16 protein-coding genes are annotated in these 16,079 nt (G+C 54.4%); 10 read left to right on the plus strand and 6 right to left on the minus strand.

All coding sequences use genetic code 11. The annotated features are described in order from the left end of the window. Positions 1–4: 4 nt before the first annotated feature. From MIH19_RS09300 to MIH19_RS09325, 6 genes are all read right to left on the minus strand, one after another. Complete coding sequence (locus MIH19_RS09300; RefSeq protein ID WP_249008592.1) at positions 5–1,276, minus strand: TRAP transporter large permease; 1,272 nt, start codon at positions 1,274–1,276, stop codon at positions 5–7. Beyond that, positions 1,276–1,839, minus strand: coding sequence for a TRAP transporter small permease (locus MIH19_RS09305; protein WP_249008593.1), 564 nt, complete (start codon positions 1,837–1,839; stop codon positions 1,276–1,278). Before MIH19_RS09305 ends, MIH19_RS09300 begins: the two co-directional genes overlap by 1 nt. 79 nt (positions 1,840–1,918) lie before the next feature. After that, positions 1,919–2,905, minus strand: coding sequence for a TRAP transporter substrate-binding protein DctP (gene dctP, locus MIH19_RS09310; RefSeq protein WP_249008594.1), 987 nt, complete (start codon positions 2,903–2,905; stop codon positions 1,919–1,921). A gap of 42 nt (positions 2,906–2,947) precedes the next feature. After that, entirely contained in the window at positions 2,948–3,895 is a 948-nt protein-coding gene (locus tag MIH19_RS09315; RefSeq protein WP_249008972.1) for a hydroxymethylglutaryl-CoA lyase, read from the minus strand. Between the two features lie 11 nt (positions 3,896–3,906). Further along, entirely contained in the window at positions 3,907–5,136 is a 1,230-nt protein-coding gene (locus tag MIH19_RS09320; RefSeq protein WP_249008595.1) for a CaiB/BaiF CoA-transferase family protein, read from the minus strand. A gap of 119 nt (positions 5,137–5,255) precedes the next feature. Continuing rightward, positions 5,256–6,146 (minus strand): LysR family transcriptional regulator, encoded by an 891-nt coding sequence (locus MIH19_RS09325; RefSeq protein ID WP_249008596.1) that lies wholly within the window; start codon positions 6,144–6,146, stop codon positions 5,256–5,258. Positions 6,147–6,496: 350 nt separating this feature from the next. Here MIH19_RS09325 and flgB point away from each other — a divergent pair, with 350 nt between their 5' ends. The 10 genes from flgB to flgK all read left to right on the plus strand — a co-directional run bounded on the left by flgB (position 6,497) and on the right by flgK (position 16,055). Then, the gene (gene flgB, locus MIH19_RS09330; RefSeq protein ID WP_249008597.1) at positions 6,497–6,907 is read left to right on the plus strand and encodes a flagellar basal body rod protein FlgB; all 411 of its coding nucleotides are present in this window, start codon (positions 6,497–6,499) and stop codon (positions 6,905–6,907) included. Between the two features lie 34 nt (positions 6,908–6,941). Next, the gene (gene flgC / locus MIH19_RS09335) at positions 6,942–7,385 is read left to right on the plus strand and encodes a flagellar basal body rod protein FlgC (protein WP_014870948.1); all 444 of its coding nucleotides are present in this window, start codon (positions 6,942–6,944) and stop codon (positions 7,383–7,385) included. Positions 7,386–7,401: 16 nt separating this feature from the next. Next, complete coding sequence (locus MIH19_RS09340) at positions 7,402–8,076, plus strand: flagellar hook assembly protein FlgD (protein ID WP_249008598.1); 675 nt, start codon at positions 7,402–7,404, stop codon at positions 8,074–8,076. 24 nt (positions 8,077–8,100) lie between these two features. Further along, complete coding sequence (flgE, locus tag MIH19_RS09345) at positions 8,101–9,396, plus strand: flagellar hook protein FlgE (protein WP_249008599.1); 1,296 nt, start codon at positions 8,101–8,103, stop codon at positions 9,394–9,396. Between the two features lie 157 nt (positions 9,397–9,553). Then, complete coding sequence (locus MIH19_RS09350; protein ID WP_249008600.1) at positions 9,554–10,306, plus strand: flagellar basal body rod protein FlgF; 753 nt, start codon at positions 9,554–9,556, stop codon at positions 10,304–10,306. A 111-nt stretch (positions 10,307–10,417) separates the two neighbouring features. Further along, positions 10,418–11,206 (plus strand): flagellar basal-body rod protein FlgG, encoded by a 789-nt coding sequence (gene flgG / locus MIH19_RS09355; protein WP_249008601.1) that lies wholly within the window; start codon positions 10,418–10,420, stop codon positions 11,204–11,206. 30 nt (positions 11,207–11,236) lie between these two features. After that, positions 11,237–11,938, plus strand: a complete 702-nt coding sequence (flgH, locus tag MIH19_RS09360; protein ID WP_249008602.1) for a flagellar basal body L-ring protein FlgH — start codon at positions 11,237–11,239, stop codon at positions 11,936–11,938. Positions 11,939–11,997: 59 nt separating this feature from the next. Then, positions 11,998–13,062, plus strand: a complete 1,065-nt coding sequence (locus MIH19_RS09365; protein WP_249008973.1) for a flagellar basal body P-ring protein FlgI — start codon at positions 11,998–12,000, stop codon at positions 13,060–13,062. Positions 13,063–13,080: 18 nt separating this feature from the next. Beyond that, on the plus strand, positions 13,081–14,085 hold the full coding sequence (flgJ, locus tag MIH19_RS09370) for a flagellar assembly peptidoglycan hydrolase FlgJ (protein ID WP_249008603.1): 1,005 nt from the start codon (positions 13,081–13,083) through the stop codon (positions 14,083–14,085). 5 nt (positions 14,086–14,090) lie between these two features. Next, complete coding sequence (flgK, locus tag MIH19_RS09375) at positions 14,091–16,055, plus strand: flagellar hook-associated protein FlgK (protein WP_249008604.1); 1,965 nt, start codon at positions 14,091–14,093, stop codon at positions 16,053–16,055. Positions 16,056–16,079 lie beyond the last annotated feature (24 nt).

Here is a 16,079-nt window from a genome sequence, read left to right on the forward strand (position 1 = left end):
ATTGTTACAGGTGGAAGGGTAAGTAAAGCGCAACAATAGGGAAGAAATAAACGATTAACAGGCAGCCAAACATCAGCAAGATAAATGGCCATACGCCGCGCACAACGTCCATGATTTTGCCCCCGGCAACGGCTTGTATCACGAACAGGTTAAGCCCCACTGGTGGTGTGATCAGGGCGCATTCGATCATGATCACGAAAATGATGCCGAACCATATGGGGTCAATGCCCAACGGGGCCAGCGACGGATAAAGCACCGGCATCATAATCAGCAGCATCGATATAGACTCCAGGAAAAAACCCATCACCAGCAACACCAAACACACCGCCAGTATGAACAGGCCGGCGCTGCCAATGTGCATGCTGACGAACATCGAGATGTCCTGGGGAATCTGATACAGGGTGATGGCTTTGCCGAATACTTTGGCGCCGGCCATGATTATGAAAATGGTTATTGTTGTTTTCATGGTGGCAATACAGGCCACCTTGAAGCTATCCCAGCTGAACGTTTTCAGGGCCAGCACAATAACCAGCGACAAGGTCACGCCGATGGCTGCAGATTCCGTAGGCGTGAATACACCGGCGTAAATACCGCCAATAATAATCACCGCCAACATAATGATGGGCAGTGCGCGCAACGTTGCTGCAAGGCGTTCGCTTTTGGATGCCTTAGGCACCGGAGTGCAAGCTTTGCCAAGTGTTGCGTACACAAAGCTGAATACGATAAAGCTACCCGCCATGATCAAGCCCGGCCCAACGCCCGCCAGGAACAGATCCACTATGGATTCTTCGGTAATAACGCCGTACACAATCATCGGAATGGACGGCGGAATCAGAATGCCGAGCGTGCCCCCGGCCGCAATCAAGCCCAATACAAAAGGCCGATGGTAGCCGCGGTCGGTCATCTCTTTAATGGCAACACTGCCTATGGTTGCGGCTGTAGCCACAGACGACCCTGAAATAGCCGAGAAAATCGTGCACGAGGCAATGGTTGCGATGCCCAGACCGCCGGGCCAGTGGCCAACCCAGGTTTGAACCGCATTGAACAGATCTTTACCGACGCCACCTTGCAGCAGGATGTTAGACATCAACAGAAACAGCGGAACAGACAGCAAAATAAAGCTGTCGAACGAAGAATACAAAGCCATGGGGACCATTAGCGGCGACATGTCAGCCAGCAACAGCATGGCAAGGCCAAGCCCGCCCAGTACAAAACCCACCGGTATACCTGAAAGCAAAAGCATTAGCAGGGCAAATATAATCAGCGCAACAGACATCAGACGTGCACCTCTTCAGCGGGCTGCAGATGGCCTGTCAGCACAAGTGCGGCCTCGGTCAGGCATTGAATAAACAGTAAACCAAAGCCCAGCGGAATAGCGCTTTGGGTGATCCACATCGGCAACCCCAGCATGGAGGCGGATGCAGCATTTATGGCAATGGCGCCAATCACGATTTGCGCGCCGTACCACGTAACCCAGCCTGAAAACACCGCAATAACGAGCAGCGACCAAAGCTCTGCGATGACGCGTAAGCGTGGGCCAAAGCGGCTGATAAGCATATCTATCCGAATCAGAGCTTGATGCTGCAGCAGCCAACTGGCGCCCAGGCAAGATGCCCAGATCTGACACATCAATGACAGATCTCCCGCCCAAATGGTGGGGGACAGGAATAGGTAACGGGCAATCACTTCGTAGGTAATCATGGCTGCAATAACCACAAACAAGGCCGCAGCAAGTCGCCCGCAAAGGGTGACAATAGCGTGGTTTATGCGCACCCAAAGTGATGGATGAGTGGCGCGCCATGCCTGCGGATCTTTTAATGAGGCGTTGACATCTGACATGAGTAATTCCGACAACAGAACATCGACAGTAACGGACGCCTGTTAAGCAGGCGTCCGTTACTGGAGGGTATGGCTAGATTTAAAGCGCGCGAGCGGCGTCAATTACTTGCTGTCCGAGTGGGCCTGCGTTTTCAATAAAGCCATCAAGCACAGGGAGGGTTGCCTCCTGCCATTTGGCGATATCCGCTGGGCTAAGTTCAATCACATTCATTTCGTTCTTGGCGTTTGCGATGGCATCGGCCTCAAGGGTCTGAATTTTGTCGCGCAGCTGCTTTTCCACCTTTACGGCTGCATTATGCAGAATAGTCCGTTCGCCATCGGTAAGGTCCTGCCACACTTTTTCGTTGATGATGGTCATGAACTCAATGTTGGCGTGGTTTGTCAGGGTCAGGTGGTCCATTACCTGATAAAGCTTGCGAGGGCCAACGGCTGTCACGCCTGTCATGCCGGCATCCACGGTTCCGCGCTGGTAAGCCAAAAACTGTTCAGACCCTGCCATTACGGTAGGGGCGGCGCCCACAGCTTTGGCGAATTCACCGAGGGTTTTGCCGAACACGCGCACCTTCATGCCTTTCATGTCGTCCGGCAGCTGAATAGGTTTGCTTTTGGAAAGCAGCGCTACGCCGCCGTACGCCTGCCACCACAATGGGCGAGCGCCGGTTTTAATGATTTCATCGTCTAGCAGGGTACGCACGGGGCTTCCAGGCGCGGTGGCTTTTACAACTTTGTCGTTGTTTGGAAATAAGAAGGGTACGTAAAAAACGTCAACCGCCGGAATGGTGCCAGCCAACTGGGTGACGCTTATGACGCCCATTTCGATGGCGCCAGAGCTCACGGCGCCGTGGACTTCTTTGTCTTTATACAGCTGCGCCGACGGGAAGATCTGAATTTTGATGTCGCCGTTGCTGTTTGTTTCTACTTCGTTTTTGAAATCGACCAGGTTCTGACCCAAGTGGTGCGTCAGCGGCAGTTGCAGCGTCACCTTTAAGGTGGTTTCAGCAAGTGCTGGCATGGCGATAAGGCCAGACACGAGTACGCCGGAATAGAGAAGGTGTTTTAATTTCATGATCATTCCTTGTTTTTTTTAGTTCTCTTTGGGGTGGCCTGATCAGTTGCGGCCGTTTTGCATCAATTGCTTTACCGATTGCGGGAGTGGCCGGGTCTGGTTTCGTGGCCCTGCTTTGCGAACCTGCCCGGGCAGGTCGTGATTGACGATCTCGGCCAGGCGTTGTGATTGCAACAGCAAGCCGTTCAGGTCTACGCCTGTATTCAGGCCCATTTCATTCAGCATGTGAACCAAGTCTTCGGTACAAATATTGCCGGTAGCACCTGGTGCAAAGGGGCAGCCGCCCAACCCACCTAACGAGGCGTCAAACTGGTTAACCCCGGCGGCGAGTGCCGCAAGCACGTTTGCTAGGCCAAGCCCTCGGGTGTTGTGGAAGTGTAGTGTCAGTTCCAGCTCTGGCCAGCGTTCGCGCACAGCCATGCACAATGACTGTACCTGGTTGGGCACTGCCATGCCGGTGGTGTCGGCCAAGGTTAGGCTGTGCAGGCCGCGCTCGAGATAAGCGTCAACAAAGCGCAGTACCCGCTCTTGTGTTTGCTGGCCTTCAAATGGACAACCAAAGCTGGTGGCCAAAGAGCCATTCAGGCGCATAGGCGTTCCGGAGGTCATTTCGGCAATTCGCTGAAATTGCTGCAGCGACTGGTCGCAGGTCATGCGCATATTCGCCAGATTATGGCTTTCGCTGACCGACATTACCAAGTTGATTTCATCAACGCCGAGTTCCAGTGCACGGGTGCAGCCTTTTTCATTTGGCACAAGCGCTACATAGCGTGTCTGGGTGTCATTGTTGATAGCCCGAATGACATCGGCGGCATCACTCAGGTTAGGCACGGCGCGCGGCGAAACAAACGAAGTAACCTCAATTTTGTTCAAACCAAGGCTGGCAAGGGCGTTTATCAGGTCAACTTTGGTAGCTGTCGGAATAAAATCCGGTTCACTTTGAAAACCGTCACGGGTGACGACCTCGTTGATCAGTATTCGTTTTGGCAGTTCGGTAAACATCAGATCACATCCTTGTCTTTTAGTGCCTGAATGTCTGCTGCAGAGTAGCCCAGGCCCTCCAGAATCTCGATGTTATGTTCGCCAAGGCCAGGGCCCAGCCAGCGGGTGGTGCCGGGGGTGGCGCTCAGTTTAGGCACAATTCCTGGCAACGATATTTCACCGCCACCGGGAAGTGGTTGTTCGGTAATCATTCCGCGAGCTCGGACGTGAGGGTCTTCAAAAATATCGGCCGCGGTATTGATCCGGCTGGCAGGCACCGCCGCGTCTTCAAGCACGGCCAGGGCGTCAGCAAGATTATGGCTGGACGTCCAGGCTTCAATGGCTTCATCCAGTTCGTCGCTGCGCTTTGCGCGGCCATCGTTGTGGGCAAGCTCGGGGTCGTCCGCCAGGTCTTGACGGCCAATCGCATTCATCAGTCGTTTGAATATGCTGTCGCTGTTTGCAGCGATAACAATGTAACGGTCGTCACCGCTGCGGTAGGTGTTGGAGGGTGCAATACCCGGCATGCTGGCGCCGGTGCGCTCACGCACAAAGCCGAACATTCCATATTCGGGAATCATGCTCTCCATAACGCCAAACACAGCTTCGTAAAGCGCAACGTCCACGTATTGGCCATTGCCGCCGTTTACCTTGAGGTGGTGCATGGCCATCATCGCGCCAATCACGCCGTACAGCGACGCCAGGGTATCGCCAATGCTGACGCCTGCTCTTACCGGGGGGCGGTCCGGATAACCTGCAAGATAGCGCAAACCACCAATCGATTCGGCAATAGCTGCAAAACCCGGACGTGAGGAGTAGGGCCCATCCTGGCCATAGCCGGATACCCGAATCATGATTAGCGAGGGGTTTATAGCCGACAATTGCTCCCAGCCCAGATTCCACTTTTCCAAAGTTCCGGGACGAAAGTTTTCGATAACAATGTCGCTCTCTTCCACCAACTTATGAACGATGGCTTGAGCATCGGGGTCTTTCAGGTTCAGCGTCAGAGACTTTTTGTTGCGGCTCTGTGAATACCACCAGAGAGACGTATCTTTGTGCATTTTTCGCCAACGCCGCAGTGGGTCACCGGTGCCTGGTGGTTCAATTTTGATGACGTTAGCGCCAAACTGGGCAAGGAGGCTGGCGGCATAGGGGCCGGCAATTAGCGACCCTAATTCGAGGACACGTACGCCTTCAAGGGGCAGCGGTTTGGTTTCCTGATCCCCGGCGCCGGAAGATTCCTTGGTCATGTTCATCTCACCTTAAAATGGTATCGCTTTCTTAATGTTTTCCAAAATAATGAGCTGGAACCTGAAAATGCCAAAATGGTTAAATGTGAGGCTGCCATCTCCGTTTGCGATGGCTGGATTCAGGAGCTTGGTTTCAGATGTTCAAGCAGGCGTAGCGTTGCATGTGACAACGGGTGCAGATTGCTTGTGCAAAGCTTCAGTTTGCGGCTTGCCCAGCGGTCGGTGAGGGGTATGGTTTTGATGCGATGGGTGTTTACGTAAGGCCGCGCAATGTCTTGCGGCATAATGCCGATGCCCAGGTCCTGCTCGACCATTCGCATCAGCGCTTCGTAGCTGGTTACCTGAATACGCATGCGGAATGTTTTTTCTGCGGCGGCGGCTGCCTGCAACAGTTTGTTGTTAATGGCGCTGCCGGTGTGCAAGCCAACGTAATCGTACTGCAGGGTATCCACAAAATTCAGACTCTTGGCTTGGCTTAGCGGGTGTTGGTTGGCGGTAATCAGAGCCAGCCGATCGCATTGGTAGGGGTGAATCGTCAGGTTTTCCGTGTTGCCAAGTACTTCGGTAAAAATACCGATGTCCGCCTGGTTCTGCGCCACGGTTTCAATAATTTCCGAGCTAATCCGTTCTTCCAATTGAATCTGGATAAAGGGGTGCTGGTCCAGAAATGTTTTCAGCTGCACCGGAAGAAACTGGGTGATGGCGGAAATATTGGCGACGATGCGCACTTCGCCCCTTACTCCCTGGGAGTATTCGTGCATGCGGGCATGCACTTCTTCCAGTTGATGCAGCACGCCTCTTGATAGCTGGGCTAGCGCCTTGCCGGCCTGGGTTCCTTCAACGCCACGGTTGGTGCGTACCAGCAACTGGGAATTCAAACAAATTTCGAGCTCACTGATGCGCTTGCTGATGGCGGAGGCGGCGATAAACTCCTGCTCGGCAACCGCTGCGATGGTGCCCGTTTCCAAAACCCGCACAAACAAGCGTAATGATGTGGGATCCAAATGCATACAAACGCTCCAGATACATATAACGCAGTGGAGTCTATGGGTTTGTGCCTAAAAGGAAAGTGTGACGCGACATATTTCCTTGTTAATCCTCAGCTCTGACATTGCCAGATGGCAGGCAGGGCATTGCCGCTTTTCCGATTCTGTTTCTTGCACGTGTTTTTACAGGTGTCTTTATCTTAGCTGTTTTCCGCCTTTTACCTTTTTCAGGTTTGTAAATCGGGCTATTTCAATTAAAAACAGTCGATTTTAAGTGTGAGCCCTAATTCTGGCATCGAGCTTGCTTAATGTTCTGCATACACCTGAAACCGGCAATCTTTCGTTAACCGCCGGCACAGAATTGCGGAGGCAGCATGGCAATCTCATTCGATAGTGCACTGGGTATTCATCAATACGCACTTCAAGCACGGGTTCAGCGCGCAGAAATTCTGGCCAATAATCTCGCCAACGCCGACACCCCGGGCTTCAAGGCCCGTGATATCGACTTTCAGTCGATGATGAAGCAAGCGCAGAGTAACGCCGGCGGCTTCGGCATGAACACCACTAACAGCGGCCATATAACCGAAGGTGGCGGTGCGCCCGGCTCTTTAAGCGACAATGATTTGTTGTATCGCACACCGCACCAGCCGTCGGTAGACGGCAATACGGTAGACGCCCAGCAAGAACAGAGCCGCTTTATGCGCAACGCCATGGACTATCAGGCCAGCTTTCAGTTTCTTAGCAGCAAATTCAGTGGAATTAGCAAAGCGCTGACAGGTCAGTAAGCCGCAGTCAACACGGTGAACACAGGAGGTTTTTATGTCACTGGGTAACATTTTCGACATCGCCGGTTCCGGTATGACTGCGCAATCGCTGCGGCTAAACACCACAGCTTCTAACATTGCCAACGCCGAAACCGCCAGTTCCAGCACTGGCGAGACCTACCGCGCCCGTAAGCCGGTGTTTGCGGCGGTTCAGCAGTCGCTTTTAAACGGCAACCAACCGGCGTTCGGTTCCGGGGCAGAAGGCGGTGCCGGTGTGCGGGTGGAAGGTATCGTCGAAAGCGATGCCGAGCTGCAGATGCGCTACGAGCCCAACCACCCGGCTGCCAGCGAAGACGGCTATGTGTACTACCCCAATGTGAATGTGGCAGAAGAGATGGCCGATATGATGTCGTCTTCACGCAGCTTCCAGATGAACGTAGACATCATGAACACTGCCAAGTCGATGATGCAGCGCATTTTAACTCTGGGCCAGAACTAACAGGCGGTAATCAATCATGAGTGCAGTAAACGCAAGCCAGGCAACGGATGTACTAAGCCAATACCAGCTGAAACAGCAGTCGGCAAGCGGCAAAGGTGAGCTTGGAAAAAATGAATTCATGGAACTGATGTTGGCCCAGCTGAAGAATCAGAACCCGCTGGAACCGCAAGACAACGGCGAGTTTATTTCCCAGCTGGCACAATTCAGTTCGCTGGAAGAAATGCAGAAGTTGTCTGGCAACGTGGACAACGTGGTCGGCGAATTCCGTTCTACCCAGGCTCTGCAAGCTTCCGCCATGGTTGGTAAAACCGTATTGGTGTCGTCGGATTTGGCGATGCTGGGTGCCAGCGGCGAGGTTAACGGAACCGTCGATGTGCCTGCCTCAACCGGCGGCGTGCAAGTGTCGATATTGAACGGTTCGGGTGAGTTGGTGCGGCAGATGGAATTGGGTGGCAAGCCCTCCGGTTCTGCCAAATTCACGTGGGACGGTAAAGACGGCAACGGCAGTGCTTTGCCGCAAGGCTCTTATTACGTAGTGGCTTCCGGTGCCTATCCTGGTGGTTCGCAGCAGTTGGGCACAATGATGAGCGCAAACGTCGACAGCGTGTCTTTGGGCAAAGGCGGCTCTATTTCTCTGAACCTTGCGGGCATGGGGTCTATTGATCTGTCGCAAGTTCGGCAAATCAATTAATACCGGCGTCAGCAGGGGTAAATCATGGCATTTAACACAGGATTAAGCGGCCTGAGGGCCGCGGCGGTAGACCTGGACGTAACCGGCAATAACATCGCAAACGCTAGCACCGTCGGCTTTAAAAGCAGCCGCGTGCAGTTTGGGGATTTGTACGCCAACGGCTTTTTAAGTTCGGGCAACGCGCCAGTTGGCGACGGGGTTCGGGTGCAGGGCGTTAAACAATCGTTCGGCCAGGGTAACGTCAGTTTCACCGATAACGGATTGGACCTTGCTATCGACGGTGACGGGTTCTTTGAGCTGAATAATGGCGGCGAAAAGCGATACTCCCGTGCCGGTCAGTTTGGTACCGACAAAGACGGCTTTGTGGTGAACAACCAGAATATGCGGTTACAAGGCTATATTGCAGACGCCGCCGGCAACTTGTCAGGCAGAACGGGTGATCTGCAAATTGGCAGCGATAATCTGGCGCCACAGCGCACCACCGATCTGCGGACAGACCTTAATCTGGATGCGCGGGAGCAGGTGCTCACTGCAACTCCGTTCGATCCGTTAAATCCGGGTACCTACAACCACGTTACCGCAACCACGATTTTCGACAGTTTGGGTAACCCTCATGAACTCACCCAATTCTATGCCAAAAAAGACCCATCGAGTCCGTCACCTGGGGTAGACCAGAGCAATTGGTCATTATTCTTGCAAATAGATGGTGAAGATGTAGGCGACACGACTACAACTGGAGCTACGTCCAACCCTGCTGCTAGCTTAGTGTTCGATCAAAGCGGGAGCCTGACATCACCCGCCAATGGCGTAATTCCAATCAATAATTGGGTGCCGAAAGATGGAAGCGGAGCCAGCAATGGCGCCGCAACAATGGCTAACGCGAAGTTTGATTTGGATTTGGGTAACACCACTCAATATGGCGCCAACTTCGGTGTCAATGATCAGCGCCAGAATGGCTACACCACCGGCCGGCTGTCGGGGCTGGATGTGTCGCAGCAAGGCGTCATTTTTGCCCGCTACACCAACGGCCAGTCAAAATCGTTAGGGCAGGTGGCTTTGGCCAGCTTTAATAATACCGACGGCCTGTCACCGTCGGGTGACACCAGCTGGGTGGAGACCTTCGAATCTGGCCAGCCGATTATTGGCAGGCCAGACACCGGAACCCTGGGGGCGATTCAGGCCAGCTCAGTTGAGGAATCCAACGTAGACCTGTCTGCGGAATTGGTGAATCTGATTATTGCCCAGCGTAACTACCAGGCGAATGCCAAAACCATTGAAACCTCGGATGCGGTCACCCAGACCATCATCAACCTGAGGTAAGTAATCGAGCGCCCGCCAGGGTGCTTTTAGCAAAACCGGGCCAGATAAGGCCCGGTTTTGCTTACTCCCGAACTTTTCTTATTTCGTCGCCAATAAAGCTGGCACGACTCCTGCTTTAAGACTGGTAACAGTCAAATATCCGGCAGGAACCTTCCCCATGGACAAAGCCCTTTATATCGGAATGTCCGGTGCCAAGCAGAACATGCTGGCCCAGCGCGCCCATGCTAACAACCTGGCGAACGTGACCACCACTGGTTTCAAGAGAGACTTCGCCCAGGCACGCAGTATGCCGGTGTTTGGCGAGTATCATCCTACTCGCGCCTACGCCATGACCGAAAACCCCGGCACAGACTTGTCTTCAGGTGCTCTGATGGAAACCGGGCGGAAACTGGATGTGGCGATTGAAGGCGACAGCTGGCTGGCGGTGCAAAACAACCTGGGTGAAGAAGTGTTTACCCGCAGTGGCTCCCTGCAGATAGATGTCAATGGTCTGCTGCGATTGGCTAACGGTGAAATGGTTCTGGGCAACGGTGGCCCGGTGGCTTTGCCGCCTTTTGATAACGTTGAGATTGGTGCCGACGGCACCGTGTCTATTGTTCCGGTGGGTGGCCCTCCCGATCAGTTGGTGGAGGTGGACAGGCTCAAGCTGGTAACGCCGCCGACAAAGGCACTGGAAAAAGGCCCGGATGGCTTTATACGTCGCAAGCCCGATCAAGCGCTTGGTGGTGGTGAACCGGCTGATGCCAACGCCCGGGTTTCCAGTGGCTTTCTGGAAAGCTCTAACGTAAACGCGGTGGCCGAAATGATTTCCAATTTGCAGCTGTCGCGGCAATACGAAATGCAGGTGAAGGTAATGAGCACCGCGAAAGAAAATTCTGAAGCAGCGGCACGGCTATTGCAGAACCTCTGATAACACTTGCATCAAAACGTGTATCAACACTTGAAACAACACGCCGGCGGGCGTGAAAGCGGCAAGATTTCGCCGCCATCCACAACAGCCTGACGGTAGGGAGCGATTAAAATGCATCCAGCATTATGGGTTAGCAAAACCGGGTTAAGCGCGCAGGACACTAACATGTCCACCATCTCTAACAACCTGGCGAACGTGAACACTACCGGTTTCAAGCGCGACCGCGCGGTGTTTCAGGATCTTCTGTATCAGGTGAAACGCCAACCCGGTGGCCTGAACACACAGAACACCGAATTACCCTCCGGGTTGCAGTTGGGTACCGGTGTGAGGGTTGTGGGTACCGCCAAACAGTTTACCCAGGGCAACTTGCAGATAACCGAGCAGCCACTGGATATGGCGGTTAACGGTCGCGGCTTCTTGCAAGTGCAATTGCCAGACGGCCAAACCGCCTATACCCGCGACGGTCAGTTTCAGTTGAATTCCGATGGTGATGTTGTAAACCCCGCGGGCAACGCCTTGCAGCCCAACATCAACATTCCGGCAAATGCCACTAATGTGACCATCGGTCGCGATGGCACTGTAACCGCTGTCACCGACGATCAGGCCGCTCCCATCAACCTTGGCCAGATAACCCTGGTGGACTTTATTAACCCGCAGGGTCTGCAGGCGATTGGCAATAACCTGTTCAAGCAGACCAATGCCAGTGGCGACCCGACCGAAGGTGAACCGGGCTTGGCCGGCCTGGGCACGCTGGAGCAGGGCTCTATTGAATCGTCCAACGTGGAAGTGGTGGAAGAGCTGGTGAATATGATTACCACCCAGCGCGCCTACGAAATGAACTCGAAAGTAGTATCGACTGTTGACCAGATGCTGCAGTTCATCACCAACAATATTGGTTAACGCCGGTTGTTGCCGGCCAGAGGTTTCGCTATGACAGCTAACACCGTTTTTTTACAGTTCCGTCGCAGCGCCAGCGTTGCGTTGGTTCTGGTGCTGGCGGTGCTTCAGGGTTGCACTGCCATGAGCCGGCCCCGTGCCATGCCGGATGACCCGGAATACGCTCCGGTGCGGGCCCAGGCGATGATGCAGCGCGATCTCGAAACCGGTTCTATTTACCAGATTAGCCGCAATTACAATTTTTACGGCGACACAGTGGCGCTCAACGTGGGCGATGTGCTCACGGTGACCTTGAAGGAGTCTACCCGCGCCAGCAAAAACGCGGAAACCAGTATCTCGAAAGACAGTGACATCAGCCTGGCCGAGCCCAACATATTGGGTAGAAACCAACTAGGGCTAGCAACGGCTATCAAACAACAGCGAGATTTTCAGGGTGCCGCCGACGCCGATCAAAGCAACAGCCTGGCCGGCAGCATTACCGTGACCGTGACCGAAGTGCTGCCTAACGGCGTGTTACGTATTCGTGGCGAAAAGTGGCTGTCGCTGACCAATGGCGAAGAATACATTCGCCTGACAGGATTGGTGCGGCCCCAGGATATCAAGCCGGACAACACTTTGGCGTCTAACCGCATTGCCGATGCCCGCATTGCTTACGGTGGCACTGGTGATTTTGACCAAGCCAACCAGATGGGCTGGATGGGGCGTTTCTTTAACAGCGAATGGTGGCCTCTGTGAACTTATTTAAAGCGAGCTCTTTTAAGGTGAATCTGCGCAAGTGTGTGGCTACAGCGTTAATGGCTCTGCTGGTGGCGTCGCCGGTGATGGCAGACAGGCTGAAAGATCTGGCCCGCATTAAAGGTGTGCGCAACAACCAGTTGGTGGGTTATGGCCTGGTGGTTGGCCTCGACGGCAGCGGCGACAAAGCGCCATTCACTAATCAGACCTTCCGCAACATGATGAACCAGTTTGGCGTTACTTTGCCGGAAGGTGTTGATCCAAAGCTGCGGAACGTCGCTGCGGTTACGGTAAACGCAACCATTCCGCCGTTTGCCAAGCCCGGTCAGGAAATCGACATTACCGTGTCGTCCATCGGCAACGCTAAAAGCCTGCGCGGCGGTACCCTGCTTATGACCACACTAAAAGGCGCTGACGGCAACGTTTACGCACTGGCTCAGGGTAGCCTTATTGTTGGTGGTTTTGGCGCCGAAGGGCTGGACGGCTCCCGCATTACCGTTAATATTCCCAGCGCCGGCCGAATCCCCAACGGAGCTACCGTCGAGCGCGAAGTGGCTTCGCCATTTAACAATGGCGATACCGTTACATTTAATCTGTTGCGCTCAGACTTCACCACAGCCCGCCGGGTTGTTGAAGCCATCAACGGCAACCTGGGCCCGGATATGGCTTACGCCCATGACGCCACTTCTGTGTCTGTGCGCGCCCCGCGGGACGCCTCCCAGCGAGTCAGCTTTCTGTCGATTCTGGAAAATATTGAAGTAAATCCGGCTGAAGCCGCCGCCAAGGTAGTCATCAACAGTCGCACCGGCACCATTGTGGTGGGCCAGAATGTGAAGGTCAGTGCGGCTGCGGTCACCCACGGCAACCTGACGGTGATTATTCAGGAAAACCCCAATGCGGTGCAGCCTAATCCGTTAGCGGCTGGCAACACCGAAGTGGTGCAAGACACTCAGATTGCGGTGACCGAAGACCCGGCTCGCATGTTCAAGTTTGGCCCTGCGGTCACCTTGAACGAGATAGTTCAGGCGGTAAACCAGGTGGGTGCGGCTCCGGGTGACGTAATGGCGGTACTGGAAGCGTTAAAACAGGCCGGTGCACTGCGCGCCGAGCTGATTGTTATTTAGGACAGCAGGGGCAGAGCGATGCAGGACTACCGGATTCAACAGGCCAATGTCTACACCGACTTCGAAGGCCTGAACGCGCTTAAAACTCAGGCCCGTACCGACAAGGAGTCGGCGCTGCGGGAAGTGGCGCGGCAATTTGAAAGCCTGTTTCTGGCGGAAATGCTCAAGTCTATGCGCAAAGCCGGCGATGTGATGGCGGAAGGCAACTACCTGAACACCAACGAAAGCAAGGCGTATCGGGATATGTTCGACAACCAGATAAGCCTGTCGATGTCTGGCAACCAGGGCACCGGCCTGGCGGACGCTTTGGTTCGCCAGCTCAGCCCGCAGGTACCCGGTCTGAGATCTGACGGTAGCCCGTTGGCCGGCCAAAAAACGACGTTGGCCGATTACGATCGCAGCGTGCCGCCTTTGTCACCACGGTTGCCAGCGGAAGTTAAAAGTGTGCAACAGCTAGCGGAAGCCTTGCCGGTTATGGCTGACAGCTCCCAGGACGACGCGCCACTACCCGCGCGCTTTGAATCTCCGGAACAGTTCGTGCAAACCCTGCTGCCCATGGCGCAACGCATCGCCAAAGACAGCGGCATTAACCCACGGTTTATGGTGGCCCAGGCCGCGCTTGAAACCGGTTGGGGCAAACACATGATTGAAGGTAAGGGCGACAGCTCCAGCCCCGTCCCGAGCTACAATCTGTTTGGTATAAAGGCCGACCAGCGCTGGCAGGGTGATTCGGTTGCCGTTACCACCACCGAATTCCGCGAAGGCGTACCGATGAAAGAGCAGGCGGAATTCCGCGCCTATGCTGACTACGAGGCCAGTTTGCGGGACTACGTTGATTTTCTGGAATCTAACCCGCGCTATCGGGACGTGTTGGCCGTGGCAGACAGGCCAGCCCAGTTTGCTGAAAAACTGCAACAGGCCGGTTACGCCACCGATCCGAATTACGCTGAGAAAATTCGCAGCATCATGAACCGGGATTCTCTGATGACGGTTTCCATGGGCCAAGCTGAGGCCAGGGAGTAAACGCAATGGCAGGATTACTGGGCATTGGTTTAAGCGGCATACTTGGGCACCAGGCTGCGCTGAACACCACCGCTAATAACATCACCAACGCCAACACACCGGGTTATAGCCGCCAAGAGGTGCAGTTTGGCGCTCAGACACCCCAGCGCACCGGCGCCGGCAGTATTGGTACTGGCGTTAATGTGGAAAACATTCGCCGCCTGGCAAACGAATATCTGACGCAGCAAATTCGTGAGGATTCCAGTCTGGAGGGCGAGCAAAGAGCGTTAAACACCGAGCTGAGTCGGCTGGACAACTTGCTGGGCGGCGAGTCTACAGGCCTCAGTAAGGCCTTGAACAACTTTTTTGCCAGTCTGCAGAACGCCGCCGAAGACCCCACGTCATTGCCTCAGCGCCAGCTGGTGTTGAGCGAAGGCCAGCAGGTGGTAAACCGCTTTTCCGCGCTTAATGAAAAGTTCATTCAGCAGCGTGAATCGGTCAAAACCCAGATGCAACAGGGCGCTAGAGACGCCAACGCGCTGATTGCCAGCATTGCCGATCTGAACTCGGCGATATCCCAGTCGCCCGGCATCGCCCAGGGCCGTATGCCAAACGATCTGCTGGACCAGCGCGATGAAAAACTGCGCCAGCTGTCTGAACTGGTCAGCATTAAGGTCAGCCGAACCGAAGGCGCTCAGGTGAATGTCACCCTGAACAACGGCCAAGGTCTGGTGATCGGTAATATCGCGGCAAAACTGGGTACCGCGCCAAGCTCCACCGACTCATCGATGTTGAAGTTCACGCTTGCCACCAGTGGCCGAGTTGTGAACATCGACAATGAAATTAACGGTGGAACCTTGGGTGGACTGCGCCACTTTCAGCAACAGGCATTAGCGCCGGCGTTTGACGAGCTTGGCCGTATTGCCATCGCACTGGCTGACACCATGAACAGCCAGCATCAGATTGGTATGGACCTGAAAGGCGATTTTGGGGGGCTGTTTTTTAAAGACTTCAACAGTGCGGCGTTGCAGGCTAGCCGGGTGATTCCCAATGCCGATAACCTTGGCGACGCCCAGTTTTCGGTGAGGATCAGCGACAGTTCAAAACTGGCGGCTGACACTTATAGCCTGAAAATTGGTGCAACTAACTATCAGCTGATTAATGACCGGACCGGCGCGATCGAAAGAGATCAAGCTTTGCCTGCTGCCGGCGACGAAATAGATATGCCCGGATTCAGTATCAGTTTCGACGCCGGCACATTCAATGCGGGTGACCGCTTTCAGATTCAGCCTACACGCAGCGGCGCGGCTGATATTGCCATGGTAGTTAGGCGTGAAGAAGACTTGGCCTTTGCCAGCCCGATACGCGGGGCAAGCGGAGACAATAACAAGGGCACGGGCACCATTAGCCAGGGCACCATGCTGGCGGTGATTGACCCGGCCACCGATTTGCCGATGAGAGTTGAATTTTTCAACGACGTTAGTGGTGGGCTGGCATATACCGTTTTTGATGCAGCTAACAACCGCGTGATCACGGAAGAACCATATATAGAGGGCCAGGGACTGTTTAGCGAAGACCCATTAAATGCCCTCTACGAAGGCTTCCAATTTGACGTGACCGGGCAGCCCAAAACAGGTGACGTCTTTACAATCGAATTCAACACAAACGGTGTATCCGACAACCGCAACGTCGAGTTTCTGGCATCGTTTGGCACAAAAAACACACTGAACAACGGCAGCCAGAGCTTCGCCGAGGGCTACGCCGGGCTGGTGGAAAACGTCGGCGTGCAAACGCGCCAGAGCCAGCTGGATTTGGAGGCGGGGAAGACCCTGCTGGAGCAGTCGTTCAATCAGCGCGAGTCTGTTTCGGGGGTGAATCTGGATCAGGAAGCCGGCAAATTGATTCAGTACCAGGCTGCCTACAACGCGTCGGCCAAGGTAATTACTGTTGCACAGGATCTGTTCAACACATTGCTGCAAACCTTCCGCTAAAACGGGCAAGGTTCAAAAAGGTAA

This window comes from Marinobacter sp. M1C (assembly GCF_023314135.1).
Lineage (GTDB): Bacteria > Pseudomonadota > Gammaproteobacteria > Pseudomonadales > Oleiphilaceae > Marinobacter.